Below are 26,147 nucleotides of genomic sequence, written 5' to 3'. Positions count from 1 at the left end.
CTGGGCTCCTTATGCCGCAATCGCGTTCATGATCGCCGGGACCGACAGCTCGGCAAGGGGGATTTCCGCCACCTGCTGGCGATCGCGCATGATGATCACCCGGTCAGCGTAGCCCACCAGTTCTTCAAGCTCCGAGGAGATAACCAGCAGCGCCAGACCATCGGCGCAGAGGGTTTCTATCAGGCGAATAATCTCGGCGTGGGCGCCGACGTCGATACCGCGCGTCGGCTCATCGAGGATCAGGAACTGGGGTTTGGTCAGCAGCCAGCGCGACAACAATACCTTCTGCTGGTTACCGCCGGAGAGAAATTCGATCGGCTGTTCGGCGCTGGGCGTCCTGATACCTAACTGGCGAATAAAGCGTTCGGCAATCTCATGTTGTTCGCGGCGCGGGATCGGCCGCAGCCAGCCGCGCTGCGCCTGTAGCGCCAGCACGATATTTTCCCGTACCGAGGCGGCGGCGATAATGCCGTCGGTTTTACGGTCTTCAGGACAAAAACCAATGCCGAGGCAGGAGGCCTGATGCGGCGAGCGCAGCGTTTGCGGCTTGCCCTTGATCCACGCTTTACCGCTGTCGGCGGGCTTGATGCCAAAAATGACCTCCGCCGTTTCGGTGCGCCCGGATCCCAACAGCCCGGCCAGGCCGACGATCTCGCCCGGCCGCACCTGCAGAGTAAACGGCGCAATCGTGCCCTTCTTGCCAAAATCTTCAAATGCCGCCACCGGCTTATCGCTGAGCAGCGTGCGCCCGGCGCGCTGCAGCGCCTGATGGTCCAGCTCGCGGCCCAGCATCATTTTGACCAGTTCGATTTGCGGCAGCTCGCGGGTCTCCCGACAGCCGACGAAACTGCCGTTGCGCAGCACGGTAATACGGTCGCTGACGGCGTAGACCTGGTCAAGAAAATGGGTCACAAAAATCAGGCTGACGCCGTTATCGCGCAGCTGACGCATCAGGGTGAATAGCATTTCCACTTCCTGAGTGTCGAGACTGGCGGTTGGTTCATCGAGGATCAACACTTTCGCCGACAGGTCGATGGCCCGGCAGATAGCGACGATTTGCTGCATCGCCACCGAAAAACGATTCAGCGGTTCGCGCACGTCGAGCGAGAAGCCGTAAGAGGCCATCAGCTCGGTAGCGCGTTTTTCCATCTCTTTGCGCCGCAGCAGACCAAAGCGCTTCGGCTCGCGGCCAATAAACAAATTATCCGCCACCGACATATTCGGCAGCAGGTTAACTTCCTGGTAAACGGTACCGATACCCAACTGCTGAGCGTGAGCGGTGTTTTTCGGCGATATTTGCTGCCCTTCCAGCCAAATCGCCCCGCGATCGGCATGATACACGCCGGTGAGCGCTTTAATCAGCGTCGATTTTCCGGCGCCGTTTTCGCCCAACAGAGCCATGATTTCGCCGCGCCGCAGGCTGAAATTAACGTTATCCAGCGCCTTCACGCCGGGGAAGAATTTGCTGAGTCCTTCGGTACGAAGGATCTCCTGGTATTGGTCGGTGGTCATGGTTCCCCCTGCATCACGCCGGATGGCGCTGCGCTTATCCGGCCTACAAAAGAGCGAAATGTAGGCCGGGCAAGCGTAGCGCCCCCGGCATTTTCATGAAGGCTCAGTAACCCATATTTTTCTTCTTCTCTAACTCTTCTTTTGCCGTATCCGGCAGATAAAGGGTCGATTTGGTAATGGTCAGCTTCTCAGGCAGGGTGCCGTCTTTTTTGTATTTTTCCAGCGCATCAAACGCCGGACCGGCCATATTCGGCGTCAGCTCAACGCTGGCATTCGCCTCGCCGGCGATCATGGCTTTATAGATATCCGGCACGCCGTCGATAGACCCGGTGAGGATATCTTTGCCCGGCTTCAGACCGGCCTCTTTGATGGCCTGGATCGCGCCAATGACCATGTCATCGTTATGGGCGTAGACCATGCAGATGTTCTTGCCGTTATTCTCCGCTTTGATAAAGCTCTCCATCACCTCTTTCCCCTTACTGCGGGTGAAGTCGCCGGACTGCGAGCGGATAATCTTGATGTTGGGGGCTTTGGCAATCGCCTCGGCGAAGCCTTTCTTACGATCGATAGCGACGCTGGCGCCCACGGTGCCCTGGAGCTCCACAACGTTACACGGTTTGCCATCGACGGTTTTCACCAACCAGTCGCCAATCAGTTGGCCTTCCAGCACGTTGTTGGCGGTGACGGTGGTCATATACAGCGACTTATCTTTAACGTCGATCGAACGGTCGAGGAGGAACACCGGGATATTGGCCTCTTTCGCTTCTTTTAGCACCGGCTCCCAGCCAGTCGCCACGACCGGCGCGATAAAGATCGCGTCCACGCCCTGGGCAATGAACGAGCGCACGGCTTTAATCTGGTTTTCCTGTTTTTGCTGACCGTCGGCAATCTTCAGGGTGATACCACGCTTCGCCGCTTCTTCCTTAGCAACATTCGTTTCGGCCGCGCGCCAGCCCGATTCAGAGCCGACCTGCGAAAATCCTACGGTCAGGTTGGCGGCCATCGCCATAGACGACATAGCTGCCGAAACCGCGGTGACGAGAAGTAAGCGCTTCCACATAAGATGTTCCTCGTAGGGTTATTGTTGGTTAAATGCTCACCTGCGAACAAACTATAGACAATCCGTTATGTAACTGAATGCGTTACATCACACTTCGAAAAAGTAAATAAAATGTTAAGTGGTGCGATTTGTCTGAGCTGAGCGGCGGTAAGGCTTCCCGCCCAACGGCATGCCCTGCGCCAATGACGAAAATTTGCCTTCTGGATAACCGCCGCTCGCAACATTGAAAACGGTTACACAAAATTATTCAGAATGTAGCTATCTTTATGGATTTTAGGGTTATCTGATGAGGAGAAATTCAGACGCTTCCCCCCATAGTCTGGCAAAAAGAAGCGAAGACATTCGATGTGAGTTGGCTATAATACCGGGCACTTGTTTGCCAAACATTTTTAAAGGAAACAGACATGAGCTTACTCAACGTACCTGCGGGCAAAGAGCTGCCGGAAGACATCTACGTCGTTATCGAAATCCCAGCTAACGCAGACCCAATCAAATACGAAGTTGACAAAGAGAGCGGCGCGCTGTTTGTTGACCGTTTCATGTCCACTGCGATGTTCTATCCGTGCAACTACGGCTACATCAACCACACCCTGTCTCTGGACGGCGACCCGGTTGACGTGCTGGTCCCAACTCCGTACCCGCTGGAACCAGGTTCAGTTATCCGCTGCCGTCCGGTTGGCGTACTGAAAATGACCGACGAATCCGGTGAAGATGCCAAGCTGGTTGCGGTTCCGCACACCAAGCTGAGCAAAGAATACGATCACATCAAAGATGTGAACGACCTGCCGGAACTGCTGAAAGCCCAGATCACTCACTTCTTCGAGCACTACAAAGATCTGGAAAAAGGCAAGTGGGTTAAAGTCGACGGTTGGGACAACGCTGAAGCGGCTAAAGCTGAAATCGTTGCTTCCTTCGAGCGCGCTAAACAGAAGTAATTCTGTCTCAGGCAGGGTCATCCCCTGCCTGACTGCGGCACGGATTGCCGCATTATCCTCGTGGAGGGATCCCCGTGAAAAGCACTCGCTATTTCACCCTGAACTATACCGGTTTCACCACCGCGGCCTCTGAAGGGCAAGCCTATTTGCGCCTCATTGCAGGCGAGCATATCTTTTATACCAATAAACGCCATTTTAGCGATCCCACGCTTTTTGACCGTCTGCAGCTTAACCGACCCCTGCACATCGGCGCCCGCCGCTTGCCCAACGGTTGCTACTGGATCCACTGGTTGAGCGACGGCAAAACGCTACTTGAACCTGACCACTTAGCAAAGACATGGGCCCGGCCGCTGCTGTTAGTTAGCCTGCTGGTCCTCCTCGCGACGCTCATCCCCGTCTTTTACATCGATTCAGAATGGGGAAAGATGGGCTTCGGCATTATCGCAGTACTGGCGTTAATCGCGCTGCTATCTGGCCTCTGCGAGCTTCTGTTCCGCCCGGCGTTAAAACTCCTCCCCGATATGCGCGATCTGTTGGCGAAGATGACGTTGGCGCGCCGCGGCGACTTCTCATTTTGTCAGTCGATACAGGCAACGCCGCCGGTCGATCGTCAGGCGGCGCTGGCTTTTACAGAAACGCTTCCGCAACGCTATGCCGTCCGGACGGGGAAAATTAGCAATATCATTTTTAAGAAGTGGTTCGCAGGGAATCCAACGCGGGAATACCACGGGGTTGGATTGCAATGCGACATAGCTCCGCTGGCTTTCTTCTGGCAGATCGGTTTCGCCAATTTCGGCCTGCATCCTATTTTTTACCGCCGTCAACCGCCCTTTCTCGCTCACGGCGATCGGATAGTCGCCATCTACCAACGGGAAGATAACGATATCCAGGCGTTATACAACGTCAGTGACGGGGGCGCTTTTCTGAAAAATCATTGGTGGTATCCCGGTAACCGGCAAATGTCGCTACTCTATAACCTGCTTTATGGCATGGCGCTGGCGCTGTACCTGCTTGTACTTGGCATGGAACTAAATAATCCCTACAAGTCTGGCAGGAGCTTGTGGTGGTTGTTTCGCGATTCACTGCACATGTTGTCTATATCACTACTTTGTTTCGGCGGAACACTGGCAATAATGGAGCTTATCGGCCCAATCGCCCGCTGTTTGTCACAAAGCGTACGCGACTGGCTGGCGCTGCGAGCGGCCGTAAGAGGTTACCTCAGGCGAGTCGCCGCCACCACGCTGCTACAGGAGATAACATAATGTTCAGTACCCCGACACGGCGGTTGTTGTTTCTCGCGCTCACCACGCTGGCGGCCCTTCTGTTGATTGGTAAGAGCCATTTTCATCTGTGGTAATGGCTTTGCCTGAGTCTTCGGCATGGGCTATAGGGAAAAACGCCGCTATTTCATTAAGGAAGGAACCTTGTGAAACAGACTCATTATTTCACCCTGAATTTTACCGGCTTCACCACCGCCGCCTCAGAAGATCAGGGCTATTTACGCCTTATCGAAGATGGGCGCGTCTTTTATACCGATAAACGCTACTTTAAGGACTCCTCGCTTTTTGACAGCCTGCAGGTCGGCCAGCCGCTACATATCGGCACCCGCCGCCTGCAGGATGGTAGCTATTGGATCCACTGGTTAAGCGATGGTAGTGCGTTACTCGAACCCAGCCTACAGCCGCTGAAAGGGGCATGGCTTTTCGGCGTACTGGCGCTCTGCGTTGCTGTCGGTATGATCGCTAACGGGTTATTTTTTGGGCTTTTCATGTTCGCGCTGCTGGTTATGTTATTTTTGCGGATTCACCCTACCGGTTTCGCCTGGATCGCTCATAACTTTTCCCTTACGCAAGCTGACCTGATTAGCAAAATGAATCAAGCCAGACAAGGTGACTTTTCATTTTTCCAGATATTAAATTCAGCACATTCAATAGACGAGAGAAATAAACTCCCGCTGGATAAAAATCTATCGCTACCAGAACATATCGCCCTTGAGGAAGGCGTAATAATGAATAGTTACTTTCGAATGTGGGAGTATAGATCTTCGAGAAGATATGCAACAGCAGAAGGCGTATGTTTCCAGCTAGCCACCTCTACATTGTATTTTCCTGCACAACTGACCTGGCTAACCAACCTCTTCGCGACACATCCGAATATATATCGTCATCACCCACCATTTCTTGCCGATGGCGACTGGGTAATTACCGCACGACAACATGGACATAATGGTCTCCAGGCGTTATACAATGTCAGCGATGGCAGCACTTATCTGAAAAGCAGTCAATTTAGCCTCAGCAATCCGCAGATGGCGTTTATTTATAAATGTGCTTACGGCTTCGTACTGTTGATTGTATTATTCACACTATCAATGCATCTGCACGATCTGCTAAGCGCTCCTGTAAATTGGAAGTTCATTACCAGCCTGATGATAATGGCGATGCCTATCAATCTTCTTTTAATTATCATCGAACTTATCGGCTTAGTTAGCCGTCGGCTATCGCGCCGGGTAAAAGGTAGAATAAAAGTGCATCAAATAATATTGGCTTACGCCAGGCGTAATGGTTCCAGGATAACGCCACGGGAACTGATGTAGCGCTAAGAAAGATAAAATGCAGGCTGTTATTTTGGCAATCGAAAACTGACACTTTTATCTAAATACGTCATATTCTTACTGTATTACTTACATGAATATGGCAACAGCATCATTACTTTTAATGTAAAAGTAAACAATCATGAATAAAATAATATATGCACTACCGATAATTTTCACTTTAACGATATTCTCATCCCTCGCAGAGAGTAAATATCCACCAACGCCTGATGAGCTCGAAAAGATCCGCATGTTCGATGCTAATTTAGGCAACTACGGAGTCAGAACAATCATTTCCGGGCCGGCAGCAATTAAATTAAACGACATTGCCAAATTAAATATATCGAAAAACTATATTTACATTGAAGATAAAGAAAAATACGGTACACCATTAAGTAATTCCCCAGAAGAAAGCTGTTCCAGGTACATATTGCTACGTAATCCCAACAGAAGGGTGTTATGCATAAAAATATTTAACGTCGGATACTTAAGGCTCTCTAACAATCTATCCAACTTGCAAAAAAAAGCGAAGGAACTACAGAATAACATTCTGCCAGAATATATCAGAAATACTCCTGAAGACGTTAGTTTCAGCTGGCTAGAGTTACCACAATACAATAAACACGATCATACGTTATCCTGGACGTATCGCTATAGATTTACAAACAAAAATCATATCACCCCTGTAAACCACACAGAACAAGAAAGCAGCGTAATAATATTTGGAAAGCAACATATAATCTGGTTAACAAACTATGATTTTCATAAAAAAGATGAATTTTTATCGCATCTGAACGATTGGGGGAAGAAAATTGTCTTTGCCGAAGGTTATCAGTACCAGCAAGGCAACGTTCCTGCTTGCCACGGACTAGCGCCGGGTGATAGTGCGCTGGAAGGGATTGCATACGACTATTCTGCTAATCCACAGCGCTGTTTTCCCTATCCAATTGAGACTTTAATCACTGGCCTACCAGAACAGACCCGTGGCAATCTTAATATTTATAATTTCATGAAGAAAATCTGGATGTCATAAGTAGAGATACTATAGATGAATAAAATAAGCATCTTTTTCGGTTTAACCTGCGCACTGCTTCTTACTGCCTGCGGCAGTACAAAAAAAGACGCTGGCTATCCGGTTAAAAAATTGAGCGGGCCGCAGTGGCGCTGGGAAATTCAAAAGCGTTTTGATGCCGCAAATCCTAATGCCAATCAAGCGGTCTGTATAATTACCGATAGAAGACTGCGCACCAAGTTTAGCGGCGAGATTCGGCCTAGTGCAGGAACGCCATGGTTTATTAAACACGATCTTGTAGAAGAAATAAAACAGGTAAACGAATTTGGAATTACTTTCTTTTATTATCGACTGACTGATAAAGGTGCAGCCAGCAGTCCAAACTGGCCTTATAGCTGGAGAACCGGTCTATGCTTCGGCAACATACAGGTGGAAAATGTAAATACTATCACTCCTACTATGGACCAACGCACCACCAAGGTCGAATTCATTTATCATATCAATAATGTACCTGAATGGGGTCAGGAATTAATGTTACAGCTTTTCCCCAACGCAATAGATGGAAAAATAACCGGATGCGCTAATTTTGATATGGTGGATAGAACACAGCTACGCAGTCAGACCGGAATCAGTAATTACTATATTGAGGAAAACGAACTCTTCAACTCTGATATAACAAATAAAACACTTTTACACTGTCAGTCCGGCATTGAAAATCACTATAGCGAGAAAGAAGAACTCTTTAATGGATTTTGAGGGAGTCCACTTATGCTGCTTAAGAATATATTTCGCGAATCATTTATCTTCACCTTATTTGGCTGCAAGGTTCGGCATAATCCGGGAAGGATTTTTAGGTTACCCGCAAACATCGTGGCCAGAAAATAAATAATAACGCCCCGAGCGCAAGATAAAACAACGCCACCCGAAGGTGGCGTTGCCGTTTTCAATTACTGGTCTCTGTCCAACCAGTTTCCGCTCTCAATCTGCGCAAACCCCTCGACGGAGCGCTGGTAGACATACATCCACGCGCTGCCGTAAGGCGTTTGGATCAGATGGCGCGCGTATTCACCGCCCTTGGTGCGCAGCGCATCCAGCTCGGCCAGCGTCGATGCGTCGATACGATACACTTCACCATGTACTGTGCCCTCGCCCGGCACCGCGCCTGGATAGTGGCCCAGGCTGTACAGCTGATAATCGTCGACACTATGAGCGCCCAGCAACTGGGCGTTGGTCATCCAGTGGCTGTTGCCTTGTTTGCGTCGTAAACTGCCGTAAACAAATATTCGCATTGCTAAAACTCAAACTGATAGAGCAAATCGAGAGCCTGGTCTACGCCAGACACCGCTTCCATATATAGCTTAGGCATCAGGCGATAACGCAGGGTAAGCGTCGCCAAAGAGTCGAAGATGCCGACGCCGTATTTTACCTGAAGACCTGGCAGCACATAGCCGCTGACTACCACCTGGGAGGAGTCGCCTACCCCCTGGGTATCCAGCGCCAAATTGCTTACGCCAAACGTCTCGCCGATTTTACCCACAACCTGACCACTTTGTGCAACCCCCATTCCAATAAGCATTGAGGTCATCGCCGCACTATCGCTCTGTTCGCTGCCTAAACCCTGACCGCGTAACAGATAAGAAAGCGCTTCCTGCTGCGACATTGCCGGGTCGGAGAAGATCTCGGCCTTCGGCTGATCGGCAGAACCGGTGACGCGAACGCCGGCGATCACGTCGTCTTCGGTGGCTTCCGGGTTACGAATCGCTTCGATATTGAGCAGCGGCTGATCCGGCGGCCCGGAGAACAGCAGCTCGCCTTTACGCACGATCAGATCCTGACCATAAGCGTGGAAACGACCTTCCGGAATATTGATCTGGCCATTGAGCCCCAGCCCCTGCTTATCCTGCGCCACTTTCAGATCGCCGGTCAGACGCGCTTTCAGGCCGAAAGCGTCCAGACGCACGTTGTTGCCGACGTGAATCGTCAGGTTGCTGTTGATCGGAATACCGGCGCTCTGCGGCTTAATCGGCTTCAGATCTTTGTCCAGCATCACCTCATCGGAAGAGACGCCCACCGCGCTCTCCGGCACCTCGTTCACCACGATACGCGCCCAAGGTACGTCAACGCGGCCATCGAGGTTAAACAGGCTTGGCGTGGCGGTAAACACCACGTCCGGAGAAACATCCAGGCGGACCATCGGCGGCACGGTAATGCGCACCCGGCTGCCCTTCGCCGCAATCTGCGCGCGCCAGTTGTCGATTTGCGTCCAGTCGGCGTTGCCGCTCAGCGCAATCTGCCCCTGTTTGGTATTCACCGTCCCCTGCAGGGTCGAACGCGTTCCGTTGAAGTTCATCGCCAGCTGGCTCGGCTGCATATCAAACGGCATAAAGTTGCCGTCGATATCAACGCCGCTCAACTGCATCTGACCAAACAGTTGCGGGCTCTGTAAGTTGCCGCCCAGACGCAGACGGGCATTAAGCTTGCCTTCCGCTTTCTCGCCGCGAGCGAAGATCGGGTTAATCATCGCCAACGAGAAGTTGCTGATGTTGACGTTGCCGCCAAGGTTACGCCGCCCCTGCGGGTCGGTCACCTCCACCTGGCCATCAAGCTGGCCGTTGTTGGTCAGGCGTATCAGCCAGCCCAACTGCGCCCGGTTGTTATGCAGGTCGGCGCTGAGGTTAAGCGTATCGAAAGCCACCGGCAACGGTGCGTCGTTGACCGTCTGGGTGACTTTGACGTTGCGCCCGCTGAGAGTGACTTTGCCCTGCGGCAGCCCCTCTTTGGTGGTGTCCCAGCTCACATCGGCGTTACCGCTAAACACGCCGCTTGCCTGGGTCGCCTCCGGCATAAACGGCTTCAGCATCGCCAGATCGAAACGGTTGAGATTGACCACCGCGCGCCCGCTGGCGCCGGCATCGATGGTCTGCGGTACGCACAACTCGGCATTCGGGTTGCTCCAGCAGTGCGGCCCGATGCTGATTTTCTGTTCCTGATTACGGTAATCCAGCGCAATGTTGCGCGTCAGCGCCACCGGCCCAACCGGCGTCTGGAAACGGGTATTGCTCAGGGTGCCCTTCCAGCGCTCCTCTTTACGATCGAAGCTGCCCGCCAGCGTCAACTGGCCCGACACCGGCTCGCCCTGTACGCGCAGCTGTAAATCGTGCTGCTTCTCGGTACCTTTGGCATTCAGCTGCACCAGGCTGATGTTAACGCCCGGCTGGCTGATACGATCGACGCGTACGTCAAGATTGCCGCCAATCTGGTCGCTGGATTTGACGTCGCCTTTGACGTTGACCTGGGCTACCGTCAGTTCCTGCCAGCGTAAAGCGCGAGCGGTGATATCCGCCAGCAGCTGCGGCGCATCGATGGTGCCGCGTACCTTCAGCAGACCTTTCGCCGTACCGCCGAGCCCCGGCAGCGCGTTATCGAGATGCGGCGCATCGATGGTGGCGTCGAGATTGAGGTCTTTCACCCCCAGCTCGCCTTTCACATCGGCGCTGTTTGGGCCAAGCGCCAGATGCAGTCCCGGCACTTTCCACTGCATATAGCTGTTACCCTGCAGCGAACCGTGGACATCCACTTTATTCTGTTTCACGTTGCCGGTAATTTTCAGCTCAGGAACCGCCATCTGCCAGCTGCTGCCATACAGGCTACCCTGGGTTTTGATAATCCCGTTCAGCTTCGACGGCCAGTCCGGCACCTCTTTGGCGGTATTAATGCCATCGAGGGTCAATTCGCCGCGCCAGCTGATCGCCTGCTGCCAGTCGAGCAACGCTTTCAGTTCGGTTCTCCCCTCCAGCGCCGCTACGGTCAGCTTATCCAGGTTCACCTGCTGTTCATTGCCTTTAGCATTAAGGGTAATTTTAGCCGGCGGCAGCGACTGTCCTTTCACCGCGGTACTAAACGCCATGGTGTAGTCGGTCATTTTGCCGCTGAATTTCAGATGCAGATCATCCGCCTGGAACTGTTTCTCGCCGGTAAACGGCCAGTACAGCTGCTTACTTTTCACTTCCATATTCAGCGGCAGACCGGCTTCCGCCAGCTGCGCTTCGGCGCGCAGGGTCATGGCCACCGAGCCGGCTAAATCAACGCCGACCTGCAGTTTTTTACGCAGTTCGCCGCCAACTTTCAGCTTTACCTTCTCGCCTTTCAGCGGGTCGATGTTCAGCGTACTGTCGAGGGTGATGTCGACCGGCCAGTTATCCTGCAGTTGCGCGGTGCCGGAAGCGGTAACCTTGCCCTGGTCGGAATCGACGTCCAGCGCATCAAGTTTCATCTGCCCGTCGATGCTGCTCACCTTCAGCAGCAGGTTGTAGACGGTCATATCGGTGTCGCCGGTCAGGCGCAGCTGTTCGCCGCGGAACTCCTGAATATTAAGGTTCAGCGGCAGATGCACATCGACCATCTCCGGTAGCACCGGCTGCGAGAACAGATCTTTCATCGTCTCGCCGAGCGGCTTCTCTTCCGGTTTCGGATGGTCAATTTTCGGCTCCACCACCTGCTCCTGCGCCACTTTTGCTACCTTCGGCAGGGCGATGAGCAAGCCCTGGAGCGAAGTCGGCGTCAGGGTCAGGTTTTTCTCCTGCCAGTTCAGGCCGGTGGAGAAATCGCGCAGCGAAACGGCGGTGTCGTCGATTTTGACATTGACGTTATGCAGCGCCACGCGGCTGAGGGTAATGGGGTATGGCGTCGAGAGGTTCAGCGGGCCGGAATCTTCTTCCTCTACCGGCGCCGAAGGCGGCATCTTTTTGGTATCGATAGCGACGTAGATATCACGCAGCGAGATATCGTTAACGCACAGGCTGCTATCCCACAGGCAGCGCAGCTTGACGCCGAGATGGAACTGGCCGGCCGTCACCGCTACGCCCGGCTGTTCGAAGCGCACGTTCTGTAAGGTCAGGTCGCGCCAGCCGCCGGTAACCTTGCCGATCTCCAGCCCCGGCACCCAGCGGTCCGCCGCTTTCAGTACCAGATGCAAACCGGTAGTAGTGCCGACTAAAAAGCCGACCGCGCCAATCAGCAACACTAAAAAGAGTAATACGCCGAGGCTTATCTTCTTCCATAAACTCATAATTCAGGCCCCAGACCGATATAAAACTGTAAACCGTGTTCTTCTTTGTCGCCGATAGGTCTGGCGATATCCAGCTTGATCGGCCCGACCGGCGACTGCCAGCGCACGCCGACGCCTGCGCCGGTTTTGAAATCGCTTTTACGGATGTCGCTCACCGCTTCGCCGCTGTCAATAAACATCGCCCCCCACCATTTTCCGGTGACGTTGTATTGATACTCCAGCGAACCTGTCGCCAGCTTTGACGCACCGATCAGCTTGCCGTCATCGTCTTTCGGCGAGATCGATTTGTATTTATAACCACGAATGCTGCGGTCGCCACCGGCGAAGAAACGCAGATCCGGCGGGACTTTGCTGAAGTCATCGGCTTCAATCCAGCCGAGGTTGCCGCGCACCACGAAGCGGTGGCGGTCATAGAGGGTGCGGATCCACACGTCCTGCGCCTGCATGACGATAAAGTTAATGTCCGAGCCCCACATGGTGTTGGAGTAGTCCACCGAATAGCGCTGGGAATCGCCCCAGGTCGGCATCAGGCCGCCACGGGAGCGGGTGCGGTTTACCGAGACGCCGGGATAAAGCAGCATAGTGGTATTGGTGACGTTAGCCTGGGTAAAGTGGTCCAGACTCCAGCGCAGGTTAATCGCGCGCTGCCAGCCGCTCGACATCTCCCAATAGCGCGACAGCGCCAGGGTGGTGGAATCGGCCTTGGTATCGTTAAGGTCGGTACGCTTAAAACCGCCCTGCATCAGGTAATACTGCTCAAGCGGGCTTTTTAATAGCGGGACTTTATAGCTGAAATCGAGCTGCTGTTCCGGCGCGGAGAGGCTAACGCTGGAGGTCAGGCTGTGGCCGTAGGAGTTCATCCACGGCTTTTTCCACGTTGCTTTCACGCGCGGCCCGACGTCTGTCGAATAGCCGACCCCGGTTTCCACGGTGTTCTCTTTGCGTGGCGAAACGACGCCCTGCAGAGGCAGCACCTTGGTTTTACGTGATTTATCAAACTGCGGCGCGACGACCACCGAGTTAAACCAGCCGGTCGCCGCCAGGCGGCGGTTCAGCTCCGCCAAATCCTGCGAGGTGTAATAATCACCCTGTTTAAAGGGCACCAGGTTTTGCAGGTACTCTTCGCGGATCTGCGAACCGGTAAAGCTTACCGGGCCAAAGCGGTAGCGCTCGCCGCTGTTGTAGTCAATGTCCCAGAAAGCCTGATGGCGATCGAGCGACACGCCGAGCTGGCTTTTATTGAACTCGCTATCGAAATAGCCTTTGCGCAGCGCCACCTTGGTGAGCGAGCTTTTGAAGCCGTCATAATCACTGTGATTGAGCACCGTGCCAATTGCCGGACGCGTTTTCAGCAGATCCAGGTAATCGCGGTCGGTGCGCGCGCCGCCGCGCAGGATCACCTCGGTGCCGCCAATGCGCACCGGCTCGCCGGGAGTCACTTTGGCAATCAGCACCTGACGCCCTTTTTTGGGCGGCGGACGCAGATCGAAATCGATGGTGGGTTCATAGTAACCCAGCGCTTTCAGGCCCTCGCGGATGGCGTCATCGACGCGCGCGCGAAAACGACGGTCCGGCGTGACCTCATCGCTCTGGATCGTGGATAGTTGGGCGCGGACGTTTTTTTCCAGTTCCCCGGATAACCCCTCAACCTGCAAACGCACATTCGCTGCGCTGGCGACCCCGCTGACCAGCAAAAGGCTGGTAACGCATATCTGGCGGATTTGTTGCACGTGTTCTCCTGAATATCCTTGTTTCCCCCCGAAGGAAACGCAAGTGCCGCTCCACGGCTTAACAAAACCCTAACAACTAAGGGTTGAAAAAGTGACGGTAACCCAAATAATTCTTATGTTTAAATTTAGACGTATTGAGCGTGTTTATTGTCTAAAAAGATACGCGACGTTACAACCTTAACCACAAATTGCGAGGCCAACCGTGAGTCTATTTGATAAAACGCATCTTGTCGCCCAGGCGGATGCGCTGCCGGGGCGCAACACGCCGATGCCGGTAGCAACACTCCACGCCGTTAACGGCCACTCAATGACCAACGTTCCTGAAGGAATGGAGGTAGCGCTGTTCGCGATGGGCTGCTTCTGGGGCGTCGAGCGTCTGTTCTGGCAATTGCCGGGGGTCTACAGCACCGCGGCGGGCTATACCGGCGGCTACACGCCAAATCCAACCTATCGTGAAGTGTGCAGCGGCGATACCGGGCATGCGGAAGCGGTGCGCGTGGTATATGACCCGCAGGTCATCAGCTATGAACAACTGCTGCAGGTTTTCTGGGAGAACCACGATCCAGCGCAAGGGATGCAGCAGGGTAACGACCACGGCACGCAGTACCGTTCGGCTATCTACCCGCTGACGCCGGAGCAGCTTGAAGCGGCGCAGGCCAGCATGCTGCGTTACCAGGCAGCGATGCGCGACGCCAACGATACCCGCGAGATCACCACTGAAATCGCCACGGCGAAACCGTTCTACTATGCCGAGGACGATCATCAGCAGTACCTACACAAAAATCCGTACGGCTACTGCGGTATCGGCGGGATTGGCGTTTGCCTCCCTCCGCAGGCGTAATCCTGTAGAAGAGGCCGCTGGCGAGAATAATTATCGCTCTGGTGGCTTTACAGACATTTACGCTATACTACGCTGTGTCATAGCCGGTCCAGCGCCTTCGGACCGGTTTTTTATGTATTCCACATTAAAAGAGTTATCCACTTCCCTTCCGAGGATCTGGCCTCAACGGTCAGAAAAGATATGTTAAACAGTATTTTAGTAATACTTTTCCTTATTGCCGTCAGTGCATTTTTTTCGATCTCTGAAATCTCACTGGCCGCATCACGTAAAATCAAACTCAAATTGCTGGCTGATGAAGGCAATGTGAATGCGCAGCGCGTTCTCAAAATGCAGGAAAACCCTGGCACCTTCTTCACCGTCGTGCAGATCGGCCTCAACGCCGTGGCCATTTTGGGTGGTATCGTCGGCGATGCCGCATTTTCACCCGCGTTTCACAGCGTATTGAGCCGCTACATGTCGCCGGAGCTTTCCGAGCAGCTGAGCTTTATTTTCTCTTTCACCCTGGTCACCAGCTTGTTCATCCTGTTTGCTGACCTGACGCCGAAACGCATCGGTATGATTGCGCCAGAAGCCGTGGCTTTGCGCATCATCAACCCGATGCGCTTCTGTTTACTGGTCTTCCGCCCGCTGGTGTGGCTGTTTAACGGCATGGCGAACAACATCTTCCGCCTGTTTAAAATCCCGATGGTGCGTAAAGACGACATCACCTCCGATGATATCTACGCGGTGGTGGAAGCCGGCGCGCTGGCCGGGGTGCTGCGTAAACAGGAACACGAATTAATTGAAAACGTCTTTGAGCTGGAATCCCGTACCGTCCCCTCTTCGATGACGCCGCGCGAAAACGTGATTTGGTTCGATTTACACGAAGACGAGCAGAGCCTGAAGAATAAAGTGGCGGAACATCCGCACTCCAAGTTCCTGGTATGTAACGAGGATATCGATCACATCATCGGCTACGTCGATTCAAAAGACCTGCTGAACCGCGTGCTGGCAAATCAGAGCCTGGTGTTAACCGGCGGCGTGCAGATCCGCAATACGCTGATCGTGCCGGATACCCTGACGCTCTCTGAAGCGCTGGAAAGCTTTAAAACCGCCGGCGAAGACTTCGCAGTGATCATGAACGAATACGCGCTGGTGGTGGGGATTATCACTCTCAACGACGTCATGACCACCCTGATGGGCGACCTGGTCGGCCAGGGGCTGGAAGAGCAAATCGTCGCCCGCGATGAGAACTCATGGTTAATTGACGGCGGGACGCCGATCGACGACGTAATGCGCGTGCTGGATATCGATGAATTCCCGCAGTCCGATAATTACGAGACCATCGGCGGCTTTATGATGTTCATGCTGCGTAAGATCCCGAAACGCACCGATGCGGTGAAGTTCTCTGGCTACAAGTTTGAAGTGGTGGATATCGATAACTACCGTATCGACCAACTACTGGTTACCCGTATCGACAACAAACCAACGGTGCTGGTACCGAAACTGCCTGATATCGAAGAAGCGGCGAAGAAAGAAAAAGGCGCGGCGTAAGCGGCCCTGAAAACATCAACGGCTCCCATCGGGAGCCGTTTTTTTTCGTGCCGTCATACCACGTTATGCGGTCTCAGTTTGCAGACGCATAACCTGACGATTGACTTCGGACATCACTGAGAAATGCAGCTTGTCCTTAACCTTCGGGATAAGGATTTTGCCCTTATCAAATTCAAAAGCGCCAACGTCCTTGATGTACAACCGTCCACGAAACAGGATCTTCACGTACTTCGCCACTTGCAGCGGATTGTAGCGTTGGAAAATTTTCATTGTTGTCTCCTGCCAGGGTTACGCTCCTGCGGTGCCACAGTTAGCCCGCGTATCGGGAGCGCAAATTTTAATGCCCTAAAACTATAGTCCAGATTTCCGAAGTCACCCAGTCTGTAGAAGTTTTTTTACCCTTTGATGACAATAATTCAGAATTTTCGTTTCAGGCATACGTAGTTGTTAGTATAAGTTTCCGTTTTTTATTGAATGTGTGCGTTGGCACGCAAACTGGCATCACGCTTGCGGGTAATGGCGACGAATCGCACTTATCATTAAACAAGACCAAGTGGTCGGATCACCTGCATATAAAAAAGGATATCTCATGACCCTACGTAAGTTGCTGGCGGTTTCCGCCCTCCTGTTACCGCTTATGGCTTCGGCGCATAATTTTGTCGATGGTCAGCGCGTCGCGCCGGTAGGCATCGCCGATCGCGGAGAACTGATACTGAATAACGATAAGTTTAGCTACAAAAACTGGAATAGCTCGCAGCTGGCGGGAAAAGTGCGCGTCATCCAGCATATTGCCGGGCGCACCTCGGCAAAAGAGAAAAATGCCAATCTGATTGAGGCGATTAAGGCGGCTGGCCTGCCGCACGACCGCTACCAGACCACCACCATCGTCAATACCGACGACGCGATCCCCGGCTCCGGGATGTTCGTGCGCAGCAGCATCGAGAGCAACAAGCAGCTCTATCCGTGGTCGCAGTTTATCGTCGACAGCAACGGTCTCGCGCGCAAAGCCTGGCAGCTCGATGAAGGAAGTTCGGCGATTGTGGTGTTAGATAAAAACGGCCGTGTTCAGTGGGCAAAAGACGGCGCGCTGACCCAGCAAGAGGTGCAGCAGGTCGTCGACCTGCTGCATAAGCTGCTTAATAAATAGAGACCCGGAAGCCGGGGTTGAGGAAGGATTCACGCGGCGTGTAGTCAAGAGTTTTGCCTTGCCAGTCGTGAACATGCGCCCCGGCGGCTACCGCGACCGCATGACCGGCAGCGGTGTCCCAGGTGCTGGTCGGCCCGAAGCGCGGATAGAGCTGCGCCTGGCCTTCCGCTACCAGGCAGAATTTCAGCGACGAACCGATTGAGGTGGTCTGGTGCTCGCCCAGTTGCTCCAGATACTCCTGCAGCTCCGGGTCATTACTATGGGAGCGGCTAATCACCACCAGCGGCGGGCGAGCATCGCGAACCTGAATCTGCTTGCGCACGCCGCACTCTTCTTTCCACGCCTTGCCATTTTGCGCGCTGTACATCACTTTCATCACCGGTGCGTACACCACGCCCAGCGTCGGTTTACCGTTTTCAATCAGCGCGATATTAACGGTGAATTCGCCATTGCGCTTGATAAATTCTTTGGTGCCGTCCAGCGGGTCGACCAGCCAGTAGCGCTGCCAGTGCTGACGCACTTCCCACGCCGGCGGATCTTCTTCCGACAGGATGGGGATTGTGGCATCCAGCGCCTGCAGGCCGCTGACAATGACTTTATGCGCGGCGATATCCGCCGCGGTAACGGGAGAATCATCCTTTTTGCTGCTCACATCCATCGGCTGGTTCCCATCGTAGACATCCATGATGGCATCGCCCGCGGTCCGTGCAAGCTGACATACTTGTTCTAACATTCTCCACCTCTTCTGGTTACAGTGGCGTTAACTCGTTGTTTTATTTATATCGCATCATCACCAGTTCCGCTATCTGTGATAACACTAGCGGTTTCCATTCACGCTTTTCTGGCAGAATTCACAATTCTGTAAGCAACAGAATGTAAATACATTTTCTTTTGTGCCATTGCTCATAAAAAAGGACGCCTCTGATGATTAAGTTTAGCGCAACGCTGCTGGCCACGCTGGTGGCGGCCAGCGTCAACGCGGCGACGGTCGACCTGCGGATCATGGAAACCACCGATCTGCACAGCAATATGATGGATTTCGATTACTACAAAGATGCCGCGACGGAAAAATTCGGCCTGGTCAGAACCGCCAGCCTGATTGAAAAAGCCCGCGCGGAAGCGAAAAACAGCGTGCTAGTGGATAACGGCGATGTTATTCAGGGTAGCCCACTGGGCGACTATATGGCGGCAAAAGGACTCAAAGAGGGGGATGTGCACCCGGTTTATAAGGCGATGAACACCCTGAATTACGCCGTCGGCAACCTGGGCAACCATGAATTCAACTACGGTCTCGACTTCCTGCACAAGGCGCTGGCCGGGGCGAAATTCCCCTACGTTAACGCCAACATTATCGATCTCAAAACCGGCAAACCGATGTTTACCCCCTACCTGATTCAGGATACCCAGGTTCAGGATAGCGATGGTCAATCCCATACCCTGCGCATCGGCTATATCGGTTTTGTGCCGCCGCAGATCATGACCTGGGATAAAGCCAACCTCAACGGCAAGGTGAAGGTCAACGACATCACTGAAACCGCGCGTAAGTACGTGCCGGAGATGCGCGCGAAAGGCGCTGATGTGGTCGTGGTGGTCGCGCATTCGGGGCTCTCCGCCGATCCGTATCAGGCGATGGCGGAAAACTCGGTCTACTACTTAAGCCAGGTGCCGGGCGTTGACGCCATTATGTTCGGCCACGCCCACGCGGTGTTCCCAGGTAAAGACTTCGCCACCATTAAAGGCGCGGATATCGCCAAAGGCACGCTAAACGGTATTCCGGCGGTGATGCCGGGAATGTGGGGCGATCATCTCGGGGTGGTCGATTTGGTGCTGAATAACGACAGCGGTAAATGGCAAGTGGCTCAGGCCAAAGCCGAAGCGCGACCTATTTACGACGCGGTAGCGAAAAAGTCGCTGGCGGCGGAAGATAGTAAAATGGTGGCGGTGCTGAAAGCCGATCACGACGCCACACGCGAATTCGTTAGCAAGCCTATCGGCAAGTCCGCCGACAACATGTACAGCTACCTGGCGCTGGTGCAGGACGACCCGACGGTGCAGGTGGTCAACATGGCGCAAAAGGCCTATGTCGAGCACTACATCCAGGGCGATCCGGATCTGGCGAAACTGCCGGTACTCTCCGCCGCCGCGCCGTTTAAAGTCGGTGGGCGTAAAAACGATCCGGCAAGCTTTGTCGAAGTGGAAAAAGGCCAGCTCACCTTCCGTAACGCCGCCGACCTCTATCTCTACCCGAACACGCTGGTGGTGATGAAGGTAAGCGGTAAAGAGGTCAAGGAGTGGCTCGAATGCTCCGCCGGGCAGTTTAACCAGATTGACCCCGCCAGCAGCAAACCGCAGTCGCTGATTAACTGGGACGGGTTCCGCACCTATAACTTCGACGTGATTGACGGCGTAAATTACCAGATCGACGTGAGTCAACCGGCGCGCTACGACGGCGAGTGCCAGATGATTCACCCGCAGTCAGAACGCATTAAAGACCTGACCTTTAACGGTAAGCCTATCGATCCGCAGGCCACCTTCCTCGTCGCCACCAATAACTATCGCGCCTACGGCGGCAAATTCGCCGGTACCGGCGACGACCATATCGCTTTTGCCTCCCCGGACGAAAACCGTTCGGTGCTGGCGGCGTGGATTGGCGCGCTGTCGAAGAAAGATGGCGCGATCCATCCGGCGGCGGATAACAACTGGCGACTGGCGCCGATTCACAGCAAAACGCCGCTGGATATTCGCTTTGAGACCTCGCCTGGCGACAAAGCCGCGGCGTTTATCAAAGAGAAAGCACAGTATCCGATGCGGCAGGTGGCGACCGATGATATCGGTTTCGCTATTTATCAGTTGGATTTGAGTCAGTAATGCCTGTTCCCCGGTGGCGCTGCGCTTACCGGGGCTACAAAGCGGAGCGGGCTGGTAGCCCGGATAAGGCGCCAGCCGCTATCCGGGGTTACAGGGAGTGATACTTTTTCACTCCCTGTGGTTAGCCAGCACCGCGGGGAGATTCAGCTCGATCCAGTCCGCCAGCGCCGCCACCTTCTCGCTCACCTGCAGGCCGAGCGGCGTCAGGCTATATTCAACATGCGGCGGCACCACCGGATACGAGACGCGGTCGATAAAGCCATCCTGTTCCAGCGCCTGTAAGGATTGCGCCAGCATTTTTTCGCTGACGCCACCCATTTTGCGCCGCAGATCGCTAAAGCGGTGAGTCCCCTCGCGAAGCGCCACCAGAATCAACACGCCCCAGCGGCTGGTCACGTGTTTTAGCACATCACGCGACGGGCACTGTTCAGCAAACAGATCCCCGTTGCGCAGTTTGTCGCTCAGCGTCGGTTCGGCCATTTTATACTTACCTTTTTGTACGTACTTACTAAAAGTTAGTTAAGGTGTTAGCTTACCACAACTGCCAATGAACACGAAGGAGAAGAACTATGATCGCGATTACCGGCGCCACCGGCCAGCTTGGCCAGCACGTACTGCATGATCTGTTAAAAACCGTCCCCGCCAGCCAGATTGTGGCGATTGTCCGCAACCCGGCGAAAGCGCAAGCGCTCAGCCAGCAGGGCGTGATTGTGCGCCAGGCCGAATACGGCGATGAAGCCGCGCTTACCGCCGCGCTGCAGGGGGTTAATAAACTGCTATTAATCTCCTCCAGCGAAGTCGGTCAGCGCGCCGTTCAGCACCGTAACGTCATTAACGCCGCCAAAGCCGCTGGGGTGAAATTTATCGCCTATACCAGCCTGCTGCACGCCGATACCTCACCGCTGGGCCTGGCCGGTGAACATATCGAAACCGAACAAATGCTGGCTGATTCCGGTATTCCTTACGCGCTTCTGCGCAACGGCTGGTATACCGAAAACTATCTGGCCAGCGCGCCGCCGGCGCTGGAACACGGCGTGTTTATTGGCGCCGCCGGCGAGGGTAAAATCGCCTCCGCCACCCGTGCCGATTATGCCGCCGCCGCCGCCCACGTTATCGCCGGTGAGGGCCATGCCGGGAAAGTTTACGAACTGGCGGGAGATAACGCCTGGACCCTGAGCGAACTGGCTGCCGAGCTGAGCAAGCAAAGCGGGAAAAATGTGGTTTATCAAAACCTCAGCGAAGCCGATTTCGCCGCCGCGCTGAAAAACGTCGGCCTGCCGGCCGGGCTTGCCGATATGCTGGCGGAGTCCGATACCGGCGCGTCGAAAGGCGGACTGTTTGATGACAGCCGCACCCTGAGCAAACTGATTGGCCGCCCGACCACGTCGCTTGCCGATAGCGTAAAAGGCATCATCTAATCGCTCCCTGTCAGTTTTTGCGGTTGCTTCCCGGCGCTTCATCTCTAATATTGAAGGGATGAATCGTCGGGAGACACGGCATGCAGGGCGTACCACCACAATTTAGCGATGAAAAAGACCACGCGCGCTTTCGCCATCTCGAACAACTCCCCGGCGTTGAGCTCTATCACGCCCATATTTCCCGCTATGCCTTTGAACCGCATACCCACGAAGCCTTCGGCATCGGCGTGATTGAACAAGGCGCCGAACGCTTTCGCTATCGCGGTAGTCAGCACGTCGCCTCAGCCAATTCCATCGTCACCATGAATCCGGATGAGCTCCATACCGGCGAGGCGGAAACCGCCGAAGGCTGGCGCTACCGGATGATTTATCTGGAGCCGGATCGGCTGGAGGCCTTCACCGGCGTTCGCCACTGGTGGTTCAGCGAGGTCGTGCGCCAGGAGCCGCAGCGCGCCCGGCAAATCGGCCAACTGATTTACGGCCTGTGGCACGCAGACGATCCGCTGGCGCAGCAGGGGATACTGCTCGACCTGGTTGATACCTTCCGCCCGCTGGCTCACCATTCGCCAATGGCGCCGGAAGCGGCGCATCGCTTCGATCGGGTACGCGACTACCTGCACGATAACTATATGCGCGCCGTCAGCCTTGATGAACTGGCGCAGGTCGCGGCGCTCAGCCCCTATCACTTCCAGCGCCAGTTTAAAGCCCACTTTCACGTTACCCCGCACCAGATGCTGATGGCGATTCGCCTGTGGCGCGCCAAGGCGTTTTTGACCCACGGCATGCCCGCCGCCGAAGTGGCCATCGCCGCCGGGTTAACCGACCAATCACACTTAACCCGCGCCTTCACCCGCCGCTACGGCATTACGCCGGTGCGTTATCAAAAGCAGGTCGCCGGGCGCTAAAGCGCAATCTCATACAATATTCTTTCCCCCACGCCCTTCTACACTTGGCGCAAGCAAACTGAAGATGGATGTCATCATGATTAGCGGCGTGTTGTATGCCCTGCTGGCGGGGTTAATGTGGGGGCTGATTTTCGTCGGCCCGTTGCTGGTGCCGGAATACCCGGCGGTGCTGCAGTCGATGGGGCGCTATCTGGCGCTGGGACTTATCGCCCTGCCGCTGGCGTGGCTCGGCCGCGCGCGTCTACGCCAGCTGAACGGTAAGGACTGGTGGACCGCGCTGGCGCTGACCATGATGGGGAACCTGATCTATTACTTCTGTCTGGCCAGCGCCATTCAGCGCACCGGCGCGCCGGTATCGACGATGATTATCGGCACCCTGCCGGTGGTACTGCCGGTGTGCGCCAACCTGCTTTATAGCCAGCGCGATGGCAAGCTGCCGTGGCGGCGGCTATTTCCGGCGCTAATCTGTATTGCGCTGGGGCTGGTATGCGTCAACGTAGCGGAGCTGCAGCACGGGCTTCCTGATTTCAGCCCGTGGCGCTATGGTTCGGGCATTCTTCTCGCGCTGATCTCCGTCGTCTGCTGGGCGTGGTATGCCCTGCGCAACGCTCGTTGGCTGCGTGAAAACCCGGATAAGCCGCCAATGATGTGGGCTACCGCGCAGGCGTTGGTCACCCTTCCGGTCTCGCTGGTCGGTTATATCGCCGCCTGTGGGTGGCTGCAGAACCAGCATATCGACTTCCCGCTCCCCTTCGGCCCGCGCCCGGCGGTGTTCATCGTCCTGATGCTGGCGATCGCCGTACTCTGTTCGTGGGTCGGCGCACTGTGCTGGAACATTGCCAGCCAGCGCCTGCCGACGGTGATCCTCGGGCCGCTGATCGTCTTCGAGACGCTGGCCGGTCTGCTGTACACCTTCCTGCTACGCCAGAGTCTGCCTCCGCTGCTGACGCTGAGCGGGATCCTGCTGCTGGTGCTCGGTGTGGTGTCGGCGGTTCGCGCCCGTCCGGAAAAACCGGTTCTGCAGGAACTGCGCGTCGAGCCAAAAAAATAGCCTGGTATCCTAAAGGGGTATTCCCATGGATTAAAGATGCATTTAATATACATCTTATATTCTTGATGACGAGGTAACTGCTATGGCTTTCCGTGACCAACCTTTAGGCGAGCTGGCGCTGAGCATCCCGCGCGCCTCCGCGCTGTTCCGTAAATACGATATGGACTACTGCTGCGGCGGCAAGCAGACCCTGGATCGCGCGGCAACGCGTAAAGAGCTGGACGTTGCGGTGATTGAAGCCGAACTGGCAAAACTGGCCGAGCAGCCGATCGAGCGCGACTGGCGCGTCGCGCCGTTCGCCGACATCATCGACCACATCATCGTTCGCTATCATGATCGTCACCGCGAACAGCTGCCGGAACTGATCCTGCAGGCAACCAAGGTTGAACGCGTCCACGCCGATAAGCCGAACGTGCCAAAAGGGCTAACCAAATACCTGACCATGTTGCACCAGGAACTCTCCAGCCACATGATGAAAGAGGAGCAGATCCTGTTCCCGATGATCAAGCAGGGGATGGGAACCCAGGCCGGTGGTCCTATCAGCGTGATGGAAAGCGAGCACGACGAGGCGGGCGAACTGCTGGAAGTGATCAAACACATCACCCATAACGTGACGCCGCCGCCGGAAGCCTGCACCACCTGGAAAGCGATGTACAACGGCATTAACGAGATGATTGACGACCTGATGGAGCACATCAGTCTGGAAAATAACGTGCTGTTCCCGCGTGCCCTCGCCGGAAAACCATAAAAAAAGGCGCCCGCAGGCGCCCTCTCGACATTGTCAGTTTATTGGCCACTCCGGGTGGCCTTTTTTATTTCGCCAGACGTTTTTTACCGGCAAACAGCCAGCCTGCGCCCAGCAGAACAAACCACAGCGGGGTGACCATCAGCGCCTCGCGGGTATCATCTTCCAGCGTCAACAGCACCAGTACGAAGACGAAGAAGGCCATGCACACCCAGCACATCACTTTACCCAGCGGCATCTTATAGATGGACTTCTCGTGCAGCTGCGGACGCTTTTTACGATAGACCAGGTAAGAGCAGAGGATAATGGTCCAGACGAACATGAACAGAATTGCCGACACCGTGGTGATCATGGTGAACGCGGCAATCACGCTCGGGTTGACCATCAACATCACCACGCCGCCCAGCAGGCACATGCAGGAGAAGGTTAAGCCCTTCGCCGGCACCGCGCGTTTAGACAGCTTGGCGAACATTTTCGGCGCCTGACCTTCCTGCGCCAGACCGAACAGCATACGGCTGGTGGAGAACACTCCGCTGTTAGCGGAAGAGGCGGCGGAAGTCAGTACCACGAAGTTGATCAGGCTGGCGGCAGCCGGCAGGCCGACCAGAACAAACAGTTCAACGAACGGGCTCTTGCTCGGCACGACGGAGCTCCACGGCGTCACCGACATAATCACAATCAGCGCGAAGACGTAGAACATAATGATACGCAGCGGAATGGAGTTGATCGCCCGCGGCAGCGATTTTTCCGGGTCTTTGGTTTCAGCCGCGGTAGTACCCACCAGCTCAATCCCCACGAAGGCGAATACCGCTATCTGGAAGCCGGCAAAGAAACCGCTGAGGCCTTTCGGGAACCAGCCGCCGTCATTCCACAGATGCGCGAATGAGGCTTCAACGCCGGTCGGCGATTTAAAGTGCATCATCACCATCACCAGGCCGACCACGATCAGCGCCACGATGGCGACGATTTTGATCATCGCGAACCAGAACTCCATTTCGCCAAACATCTTCACGGTCGCGAGGTTCAGGCCCAGCAGCAGCAGGATAACCGCTAACGAAGCGACCCAGTCAGAAAGCCCGGGGAACCAGAACTGCGCGTAGGCGGTGATGGCGACAACGTCCGCCATCCCGGTGACCACCCAGCAGAACCAGTAGGTCCAGCCGGTAAAATACCCCGCCCACGGCCCTAACAGGTCGGAGGCGAAGTCACTGAATGATTTATATTCGAGGTTTGACAGCAGCAATTCGCCCATGGCGCGCATGACGAAAAACAGCATAAAACCGATGATCATATAAACAAAAATAATGGATGGCCCGGCGAGACTGATGGTCTTGCCTGACCCCATAAACAGCCCGGTGCCGATCGCCCCGCCGATAGCAATAAGCTGAATATGCCGGTTAGTGAGATTTCGCCGTAGCGATTGTTCAGTCGTCTCCTGCTCGTCGGCAACGACTTTGACCTGATCTACCATGTGATTTCTTCCTGTTGTACCTGTCTGTGTTGTTCAGGCTCTGTTGGCCTGTCATTTGTCGCAACCCTGGCAAGAGGGTTTATCGATATTAGGTAAGAATCGGAGGGATGAATACTATGATTTAGATATAATGTTAATTTTATGTTTAAAGTGAGTGTTATATCACCAATGTAACGCGAAACAGCTCACAAAAATACACTCAACAAACTTATATGCAATATAAAATTCCAATAAATTTATAACTTAAGGATTTTGCACTAT

The 26,147-nt window shown here is 54.6% G+C and carries 22 protein-coding genes; 13 read left to right on the top strand and 9 right to left on the bottom strand.

What is annotated here, in order from left to right; all coding sequences use genetic code 11:
• Positions 1 to 9 precede the first annotated feature (9 nt).
• Together ytfR and ytfQ are read right to left on the bottom strand one after the other, a co-directional pair.
• Positions 10 to 1,512 (bottom strand): galactofuranose ABC transporter, ATP-binding protein YtfR, encoded by a 1,503-nt coding sequence (gene ytfR, locus PGQ95_RS17645; protein WP_087858320.1) that lies wholly within the window; start codon positions 1,510 to 1,512, stop codon positions 10 to 12.
• Between the two features lie 103 nt (positions 1,513 to 1,615).
• Complete coding sequence (ytfQ, locus tag PGQ95_RS17640; RefSeq protein ID WP_015704195.1) at positions 1,616 to 2,572, bottom strand: galactofuranose ABC transporter, galactofuranose-binding protein YtfQ; 957 nt, start codon at positions 2,570 to 2,572, stop codon at positions 1,616 to 1,618.
• Positions 2,573 to 2,976: 404 nt separating this feature from the next.
• On the opposite strand from ytfQ, the gene ppa reads away from it, so the two are divergent.
• The 5 genes from ppa to PGQ95_RS17615 all read left to right on the top strand — a co-directional run bounded on the left by ppa (position 2,977) and on the right by PGQ95_RS17615 (position 7,865).
• Positions 2,977 to 3,507: an inorganic diphosphatase gene (gene ppa / locus PGQ95_RS17635; protein WP_087858319.1), complete on the top strand. Its 531-nt coding sequence runs from the start codon at positions 2,977 to 2,979 to the stop codon at positions 3,505 to 3,507.
• A 74-nt stretch (positions 3,508 to 3,581) separates the two neighbouring features.
• Complete coding sequence (locus PGQ95_RS17630) at positions 3,582 to 4,769, top strand: hypothetical protein (protein ID WP_430918878.1); 1,188 nt, start codon at positions 3,582 to 3,584, stop codon at positions 4,767 to 4,769.
• Between the two features lie 164 nt (positions 4,770 to 4,933).
• Complete coding sequence (locus tag PGQ95_RS17625; RefSeq protein ID WP_430918875.1) at positions 4,934 to 6,100, top strand: hypothetical protein; 1,167 nt, start codon at positions 4,934 to 4,936, stop codon at positions 6,098 to 6,100.
• A gap of 139 nt (positions 6,101 to 6,239) precedes the next feature.
• Entirely contained in the window at positions 6,240 to 7,130 is an 891-nt protein-coding gene (locus tag PGQ95_RS17620) for a hypothetical protein (RefSeq protein ID WP_430918873.1), read from the top strand.
• A gap of 15 nt (positions 7,131 to 7,145) precedes the next feature.
• Positions 7,146 to 7,865: a hypothetical protein gene (locus PGQ95_RS17615; protein WP_430918871.1), complete on the top strand. Its 720-nt coding sequence runs from the start codon at positions 7,146 to 7,148 to the stop codon at positions 7,863 to 7,865.
• A gap of 191 nt (positions 7,866 to 8,056) precedes the next feature.
• On the opposite strand, the gene PGQ95_RS17610 is transcribed toward PGQ95_RS17615, so the two are convergent.
• From PGQ95_RS17610 to tamA, 3 genes are read right to left on the bottom strand one after another with little or no spacing between them, the layout of a single operon-like run.
• Positions 8,057 to 8,398 (bottom strand): gamma-glutamylcyclotransferase family protein, encoded by a 342-nt coding sequence (locus PGQ95_RS17610; protein ID WP_015704194.1) that lies wholly within the window; start codon positions 8,396 to 8,398, stop codon positions 8,057 to 8,059.
• Between the two features lie 2 nt (positions 8,399 to 8,400).
• A complete protein-coding gene (gene tamB, locus PGQ95_RS17605) occupies positions 8,401 to 12,177 on the bottom strand; it encodes an autotransporter assembly complex protein TamB (protein WP_430918869.1) in 3,777 nt (1,258 codons plus the stop codon).
• Positions 12,174 to 13,907, bottom strand: a complete 1,734-nt coding sequence (gene tamA, locus PGQ95_RS17600) for an autotransporter assembly complex protein TamA (RefSeq protein ID WP_063443878.1) — start codon at positions 13,905 to 13,907, stop codon at positions 12,174 to 12,176. The genes tamB and tamA overlap by 4 nt, the downstream gene beginning before the upstream one ends.
• Positions 13,908 to 14,109: 202 nt before the next feature.
• Here tamA and msrA point away from each other — a divergent pair, with 202 nt between their 5' ends.
• Both msrA and PGQ95_RS17590 read left to right on the top strand, forming a co-directional pair.
• Positions 14,110 to 14,748, top strand: a complete 639-nt coding sequence (msrA, locus tag PGQ95_RS17595) for a peptide-methionine (S)-S-oxide reductase MsrA (protein WP_015368592.1) — start codon at positions 14,110 to 14,112, stop codon at positions 14,746 to 14,748.
• A gap of 180 nt (positions 14,749 to 14,928) precedes the next feature.
• Entirely contained in the window at positions 14,929 to 16,281 is a 1,353-nt protein-coding gene (locus tag PGQ95_RS17590) for a hemolysin family protein (RefSeq protein WP_015368593.1), read from the top strand.
• Between the two features lie 63 nt (positions 16,282 to 16,344).
• On the opposite strand, the gene PGQ95_RS17585 is transcribed toward PGQ95_RS17590, so the two are convergent.
• On the bottom strand, positions 16,345 to 16,551 hold the full coding sequence (locus tag PGQ95_RS17585; RefSeq protein WP_015368594.1) for a DUF1107 domain-containing protein: 207 nt from the start codon (positions 16,549 to 16,551) through the stop codon (positions 16,345 to 16,347).
• Positions 16,552 to 16,870: 319 nt separating this feature from the next.
• Between PGQ95_RS17585 and PGQ95_RS17580 the strand changes: the two genes are divergently transcribed.
• The gene (locus PGQ95_RS17580; protein WP_430918867.1) at positions 16,871 to 17,428 is read left to right on the top strand and encodes a YtfJ family protein; all 558 of its coding nucleotides are present in this window, start codon (positions 16,871 to 16,873) and stop codon (positions 17,426 to 17,428) included.
• Here PGQ95_RS17580 and cysQ read toward each other — a convergent pair.
• The gene (gene cysQ / locus PGQ95_RS17575) at positions 17,418 to 18,161 is read right to left on the bottom strand and encodes a 3'(2'),5'-bisphosphate nucleotidase CysQ (RefSeq protein WP_213317447.1); all 744 of its coding nucleotides are present in this window, start codon (positions 18,159 to 18,161) and stop codon (positions 17,418 to 17,420) included. The genes PGQ95_RS17580 and cysQ overlap by 11 nt on opposite strands.
• A 191-nt stretch (positions 18,162 to 18,352) precedes the next feature.
• Between cysQ and PGQ95_RS17570 the strand changes: the two genes are divergently transcribed.
• A complete protein-coding gene (locus PGQ95_RS17570) occupies positions 18,353 to 20,296 on the top strand; it encodes a bifunctional 2',3'-cyclic-nucleotide 2'-phosphodiesterase/3'-nucleotidase (protein ID WP_430918865.1) in 1,944 nt (647 codons plus the stop codon).
• A gap of 108 nt (positions 20,297 to 20,404) precedes the next feature.
• Here PGQ95_RS17570 and PGQ95_RS17565 read toward each other — a convergent pair whose 3' ends face one another.
• Positions 20,405 to 20,776 carry a winged helix-turn-helix transcriptional regulator gene (locus tag PGQ95_RS17565; protein WP_430918862.1) on the bottom strand — a complete coding sequence of 124 codons (372 nt, stop codon included), beginning with the start codon at positions 20,774 to 20,776 and terminating at the stop codon, positions 20,405 to 20,407.
• A gap of 89 nt (positions 20,777 to 20,865) precedes the next feature.
• Between PGQ95_RS17565 and PGQ95_RS17560 the strand changes: the two genes are divergently transcribed.
• From PGQ95_RS17560 to ytfE, 4 genes are all read left to right on the top strand, one after another.
• Positions 20,866 to 21,714 (top strand): SDR family oxidoreductase, encoded by an 849-nt coding sequence (locus PGQ95_RS17560; RefSeq protein ID WP_430918860.1) that lies wholly within the window; start codon positions 20,866 to 20,868, stop codon positions 21,712 to 21,714.
• An 80-nt stretch (positions 21,715 to 21,794) separates the two neighbouring features.
• Positions 21,795 to 22,619, top strand: coding sequence for an AraC family transcriptional regulator (locus PGQ95_RS17555; RefSeq protein WP_032709687.1), 825 nt, complete (start codon positions 21,795 to 21,797; stop codon positions 22,617 to 22,619).
• 76 nt (positions 22,620 to 22,695) lie between these two features.
• Positions 22,696 to 23,670, top strand: coding sequence for a DMT family transporter (locus PGQ95_RS17550; RefSeq protein ID WP_045396930.1), 975 nt, complete (start codon positions 22,696 to 22,698; stop codon positions 23,668 to 23,670).
• An 82-nt stretch (positions 23,671 to 23,752) separates the two neighbouring features.
• Entirely contained in the window at positions 23,753 to 24,418 is a 666-nt protein-coding gene (gene ytfE / locus PGQ95_RS17545) for an iron-sulfur cluster repair protein YtfE (RefSeq protein ID WP_020079807.1), read from the top strand.
• Positions 24,419 to 24,482: 64 nt separating this feature from the next.
• On the opposite strand, the gene cycA is transcribed toward ytfE, so the two are convergent.
• The gene (cycA, locus tag PGQ95_RS17540; protein WP_015368603.1) at positions 24,483 to 25,886 is read right to left on the bottom strand and encodes a D-serine/D-alanine/glycine transporter; all 1,404 of its coding nucleotides are present in this window, start codon (positions 25,884 to 25,886) and stop codon (positions 24,483 to 24,485) included.
• Between the last annotated feature and the right edge of the window lie 261 nt (positions 25,887 to 26,147).

It is taken from the genome of Klebsiella sp. 141240, from assembly GCF_050600805.1.
Classification (GTDB): Bacteria; Pseudomonadota; Gammaproteobacteria; order Enterobacterales; family Enterobacteriaceae; genus Klebsiella; species Klebsiella aerogenes.
This window is presented reverse-complemented; position numbering and strand designations above follow the sequence as displayed.

Bases quoted from the DNA above. Each gene is read 5' to 3' on its own strand.
- ppa (WP_087858319.1), top strand. From the start codon at position 2,977: ATGAGCTTACTCAACGTACCTGCGGGCAAAGAGCTGCCGGAAGACATC.
- PGQ95_RS17590 (WP_015368593.1), top strand. From the start codon at position 14,929: ATGTTAAACAGTATTTTAGTAATACTTTTCCTTATTGCCGTCAGTGCA.
- PGQ95_RS17580 (WP_430918867.1), top strand. From the start codon at position 16,871: ATGACCCTACGTAAGTTGCTGGCGGTTTCCGCCCTCCTGTTACCGCTT.
- cysQ (WP_213317447.1), bottom strand. From the start codon at position 18,161: ATGTTAGAACAAGTATGTCAGCTTGCACGGACCGCGGGCGATGCCATC.
- cycA (WP_015368603.1), bottom strand. From the start codon at position 25,886: ATGGTAGATCAGGTCAAAGTCGTTGCCGACGAGCAGGAGACGACTGAA.
- PGQ95_RS17565 (WP_430918862.1), bottom strand. From the start codon at position 20,776: ATGGCCGAACCGACGCTGAGCGACAAACTGCGCAACGGGGATCTGTTT.
- ytfR (WP_087858320.1), bottom strand. From the start codon at position 1,512: ATGACCACCGACCAATACCAGGAGATCCTTCGTACCGAAGGACTCAGC.
- PGQ95_RS17550 (WP_045396930.1), top strand. From the start codon at position 22,696: ATGATTAGCGGCGTGTTGTATGCCCTGCTGGCGGGGTTAATGTGGGGG.
- PGQ95_RS17615 (WP_430918871.1), top strand. From the start codon at position 7,146: ATGAATAAAATAAGCATCTTTTTCGGTTTAACCTGCGCACTGCTTCTT.
- PGQ95_RS17585 (WP_015368594.1), bottom strand. From the start codon at position 16,551: ATGAAAATTTTCCAACGCTACAATCCGCTGCAAGTGGCGAAGTACGTG.
- tamB (WP_430918869.1), bottom strand. From the start codon at position 12,177: ATGAGTTTATGGAAGAAGATAAGCCTCGGCGTATTACTCTTTTTAGTG.
- PGQ95_RS17570 (WP_430918865.1), top strand. From the start codon at position 18,353: ATGATTAAGTTTAGCGCAACGCTGCTGGCCACGCTGGTGGCGGCCAGC.
- PGQ95_RS17620 (WP_430918873.1), top strand. From the start codon at position 6,240: ATGAATAAAATAATATATGCACTACCGATAATTTTCACTTTAACGATA.
- ytfE (WP_020079807.1), top strand. From the start codon at position 23,753: ATGGCTTTCCGTGACCAACCTTTAGGCGAGCTGGCGCTGAGCATCCCG.
- PGQ95_RS17560 (WP_430918860.1), top strand. From the start codon at position 20,866: ATGATCGCGATTACCGGCGCCACCGGCCAGCTTGGCCAGCACGTACTG.
- PGQ95_RS17555 (WP_032709687.1), top strand. From the start codon at position 21,795: ATGCAGGGCGTACCACCACAATTTAGCGATGAAAAAGACCACGCGCGC.
- PGQ95_RS17610 (WP_015704194.1), bottom strand. From the start codon at position 8,398: ATGCGAATATTTGTTTACGGCAGTTTACGACGCAAACAAGGCAACAGC.
- ytfQ (WP_015704195.1), bottom strand. From the start codon at position 2,572: ATGTGGAAGCGCTTACTTCTCGTCACCGCGGTTTCGGCAGCTATGTCG.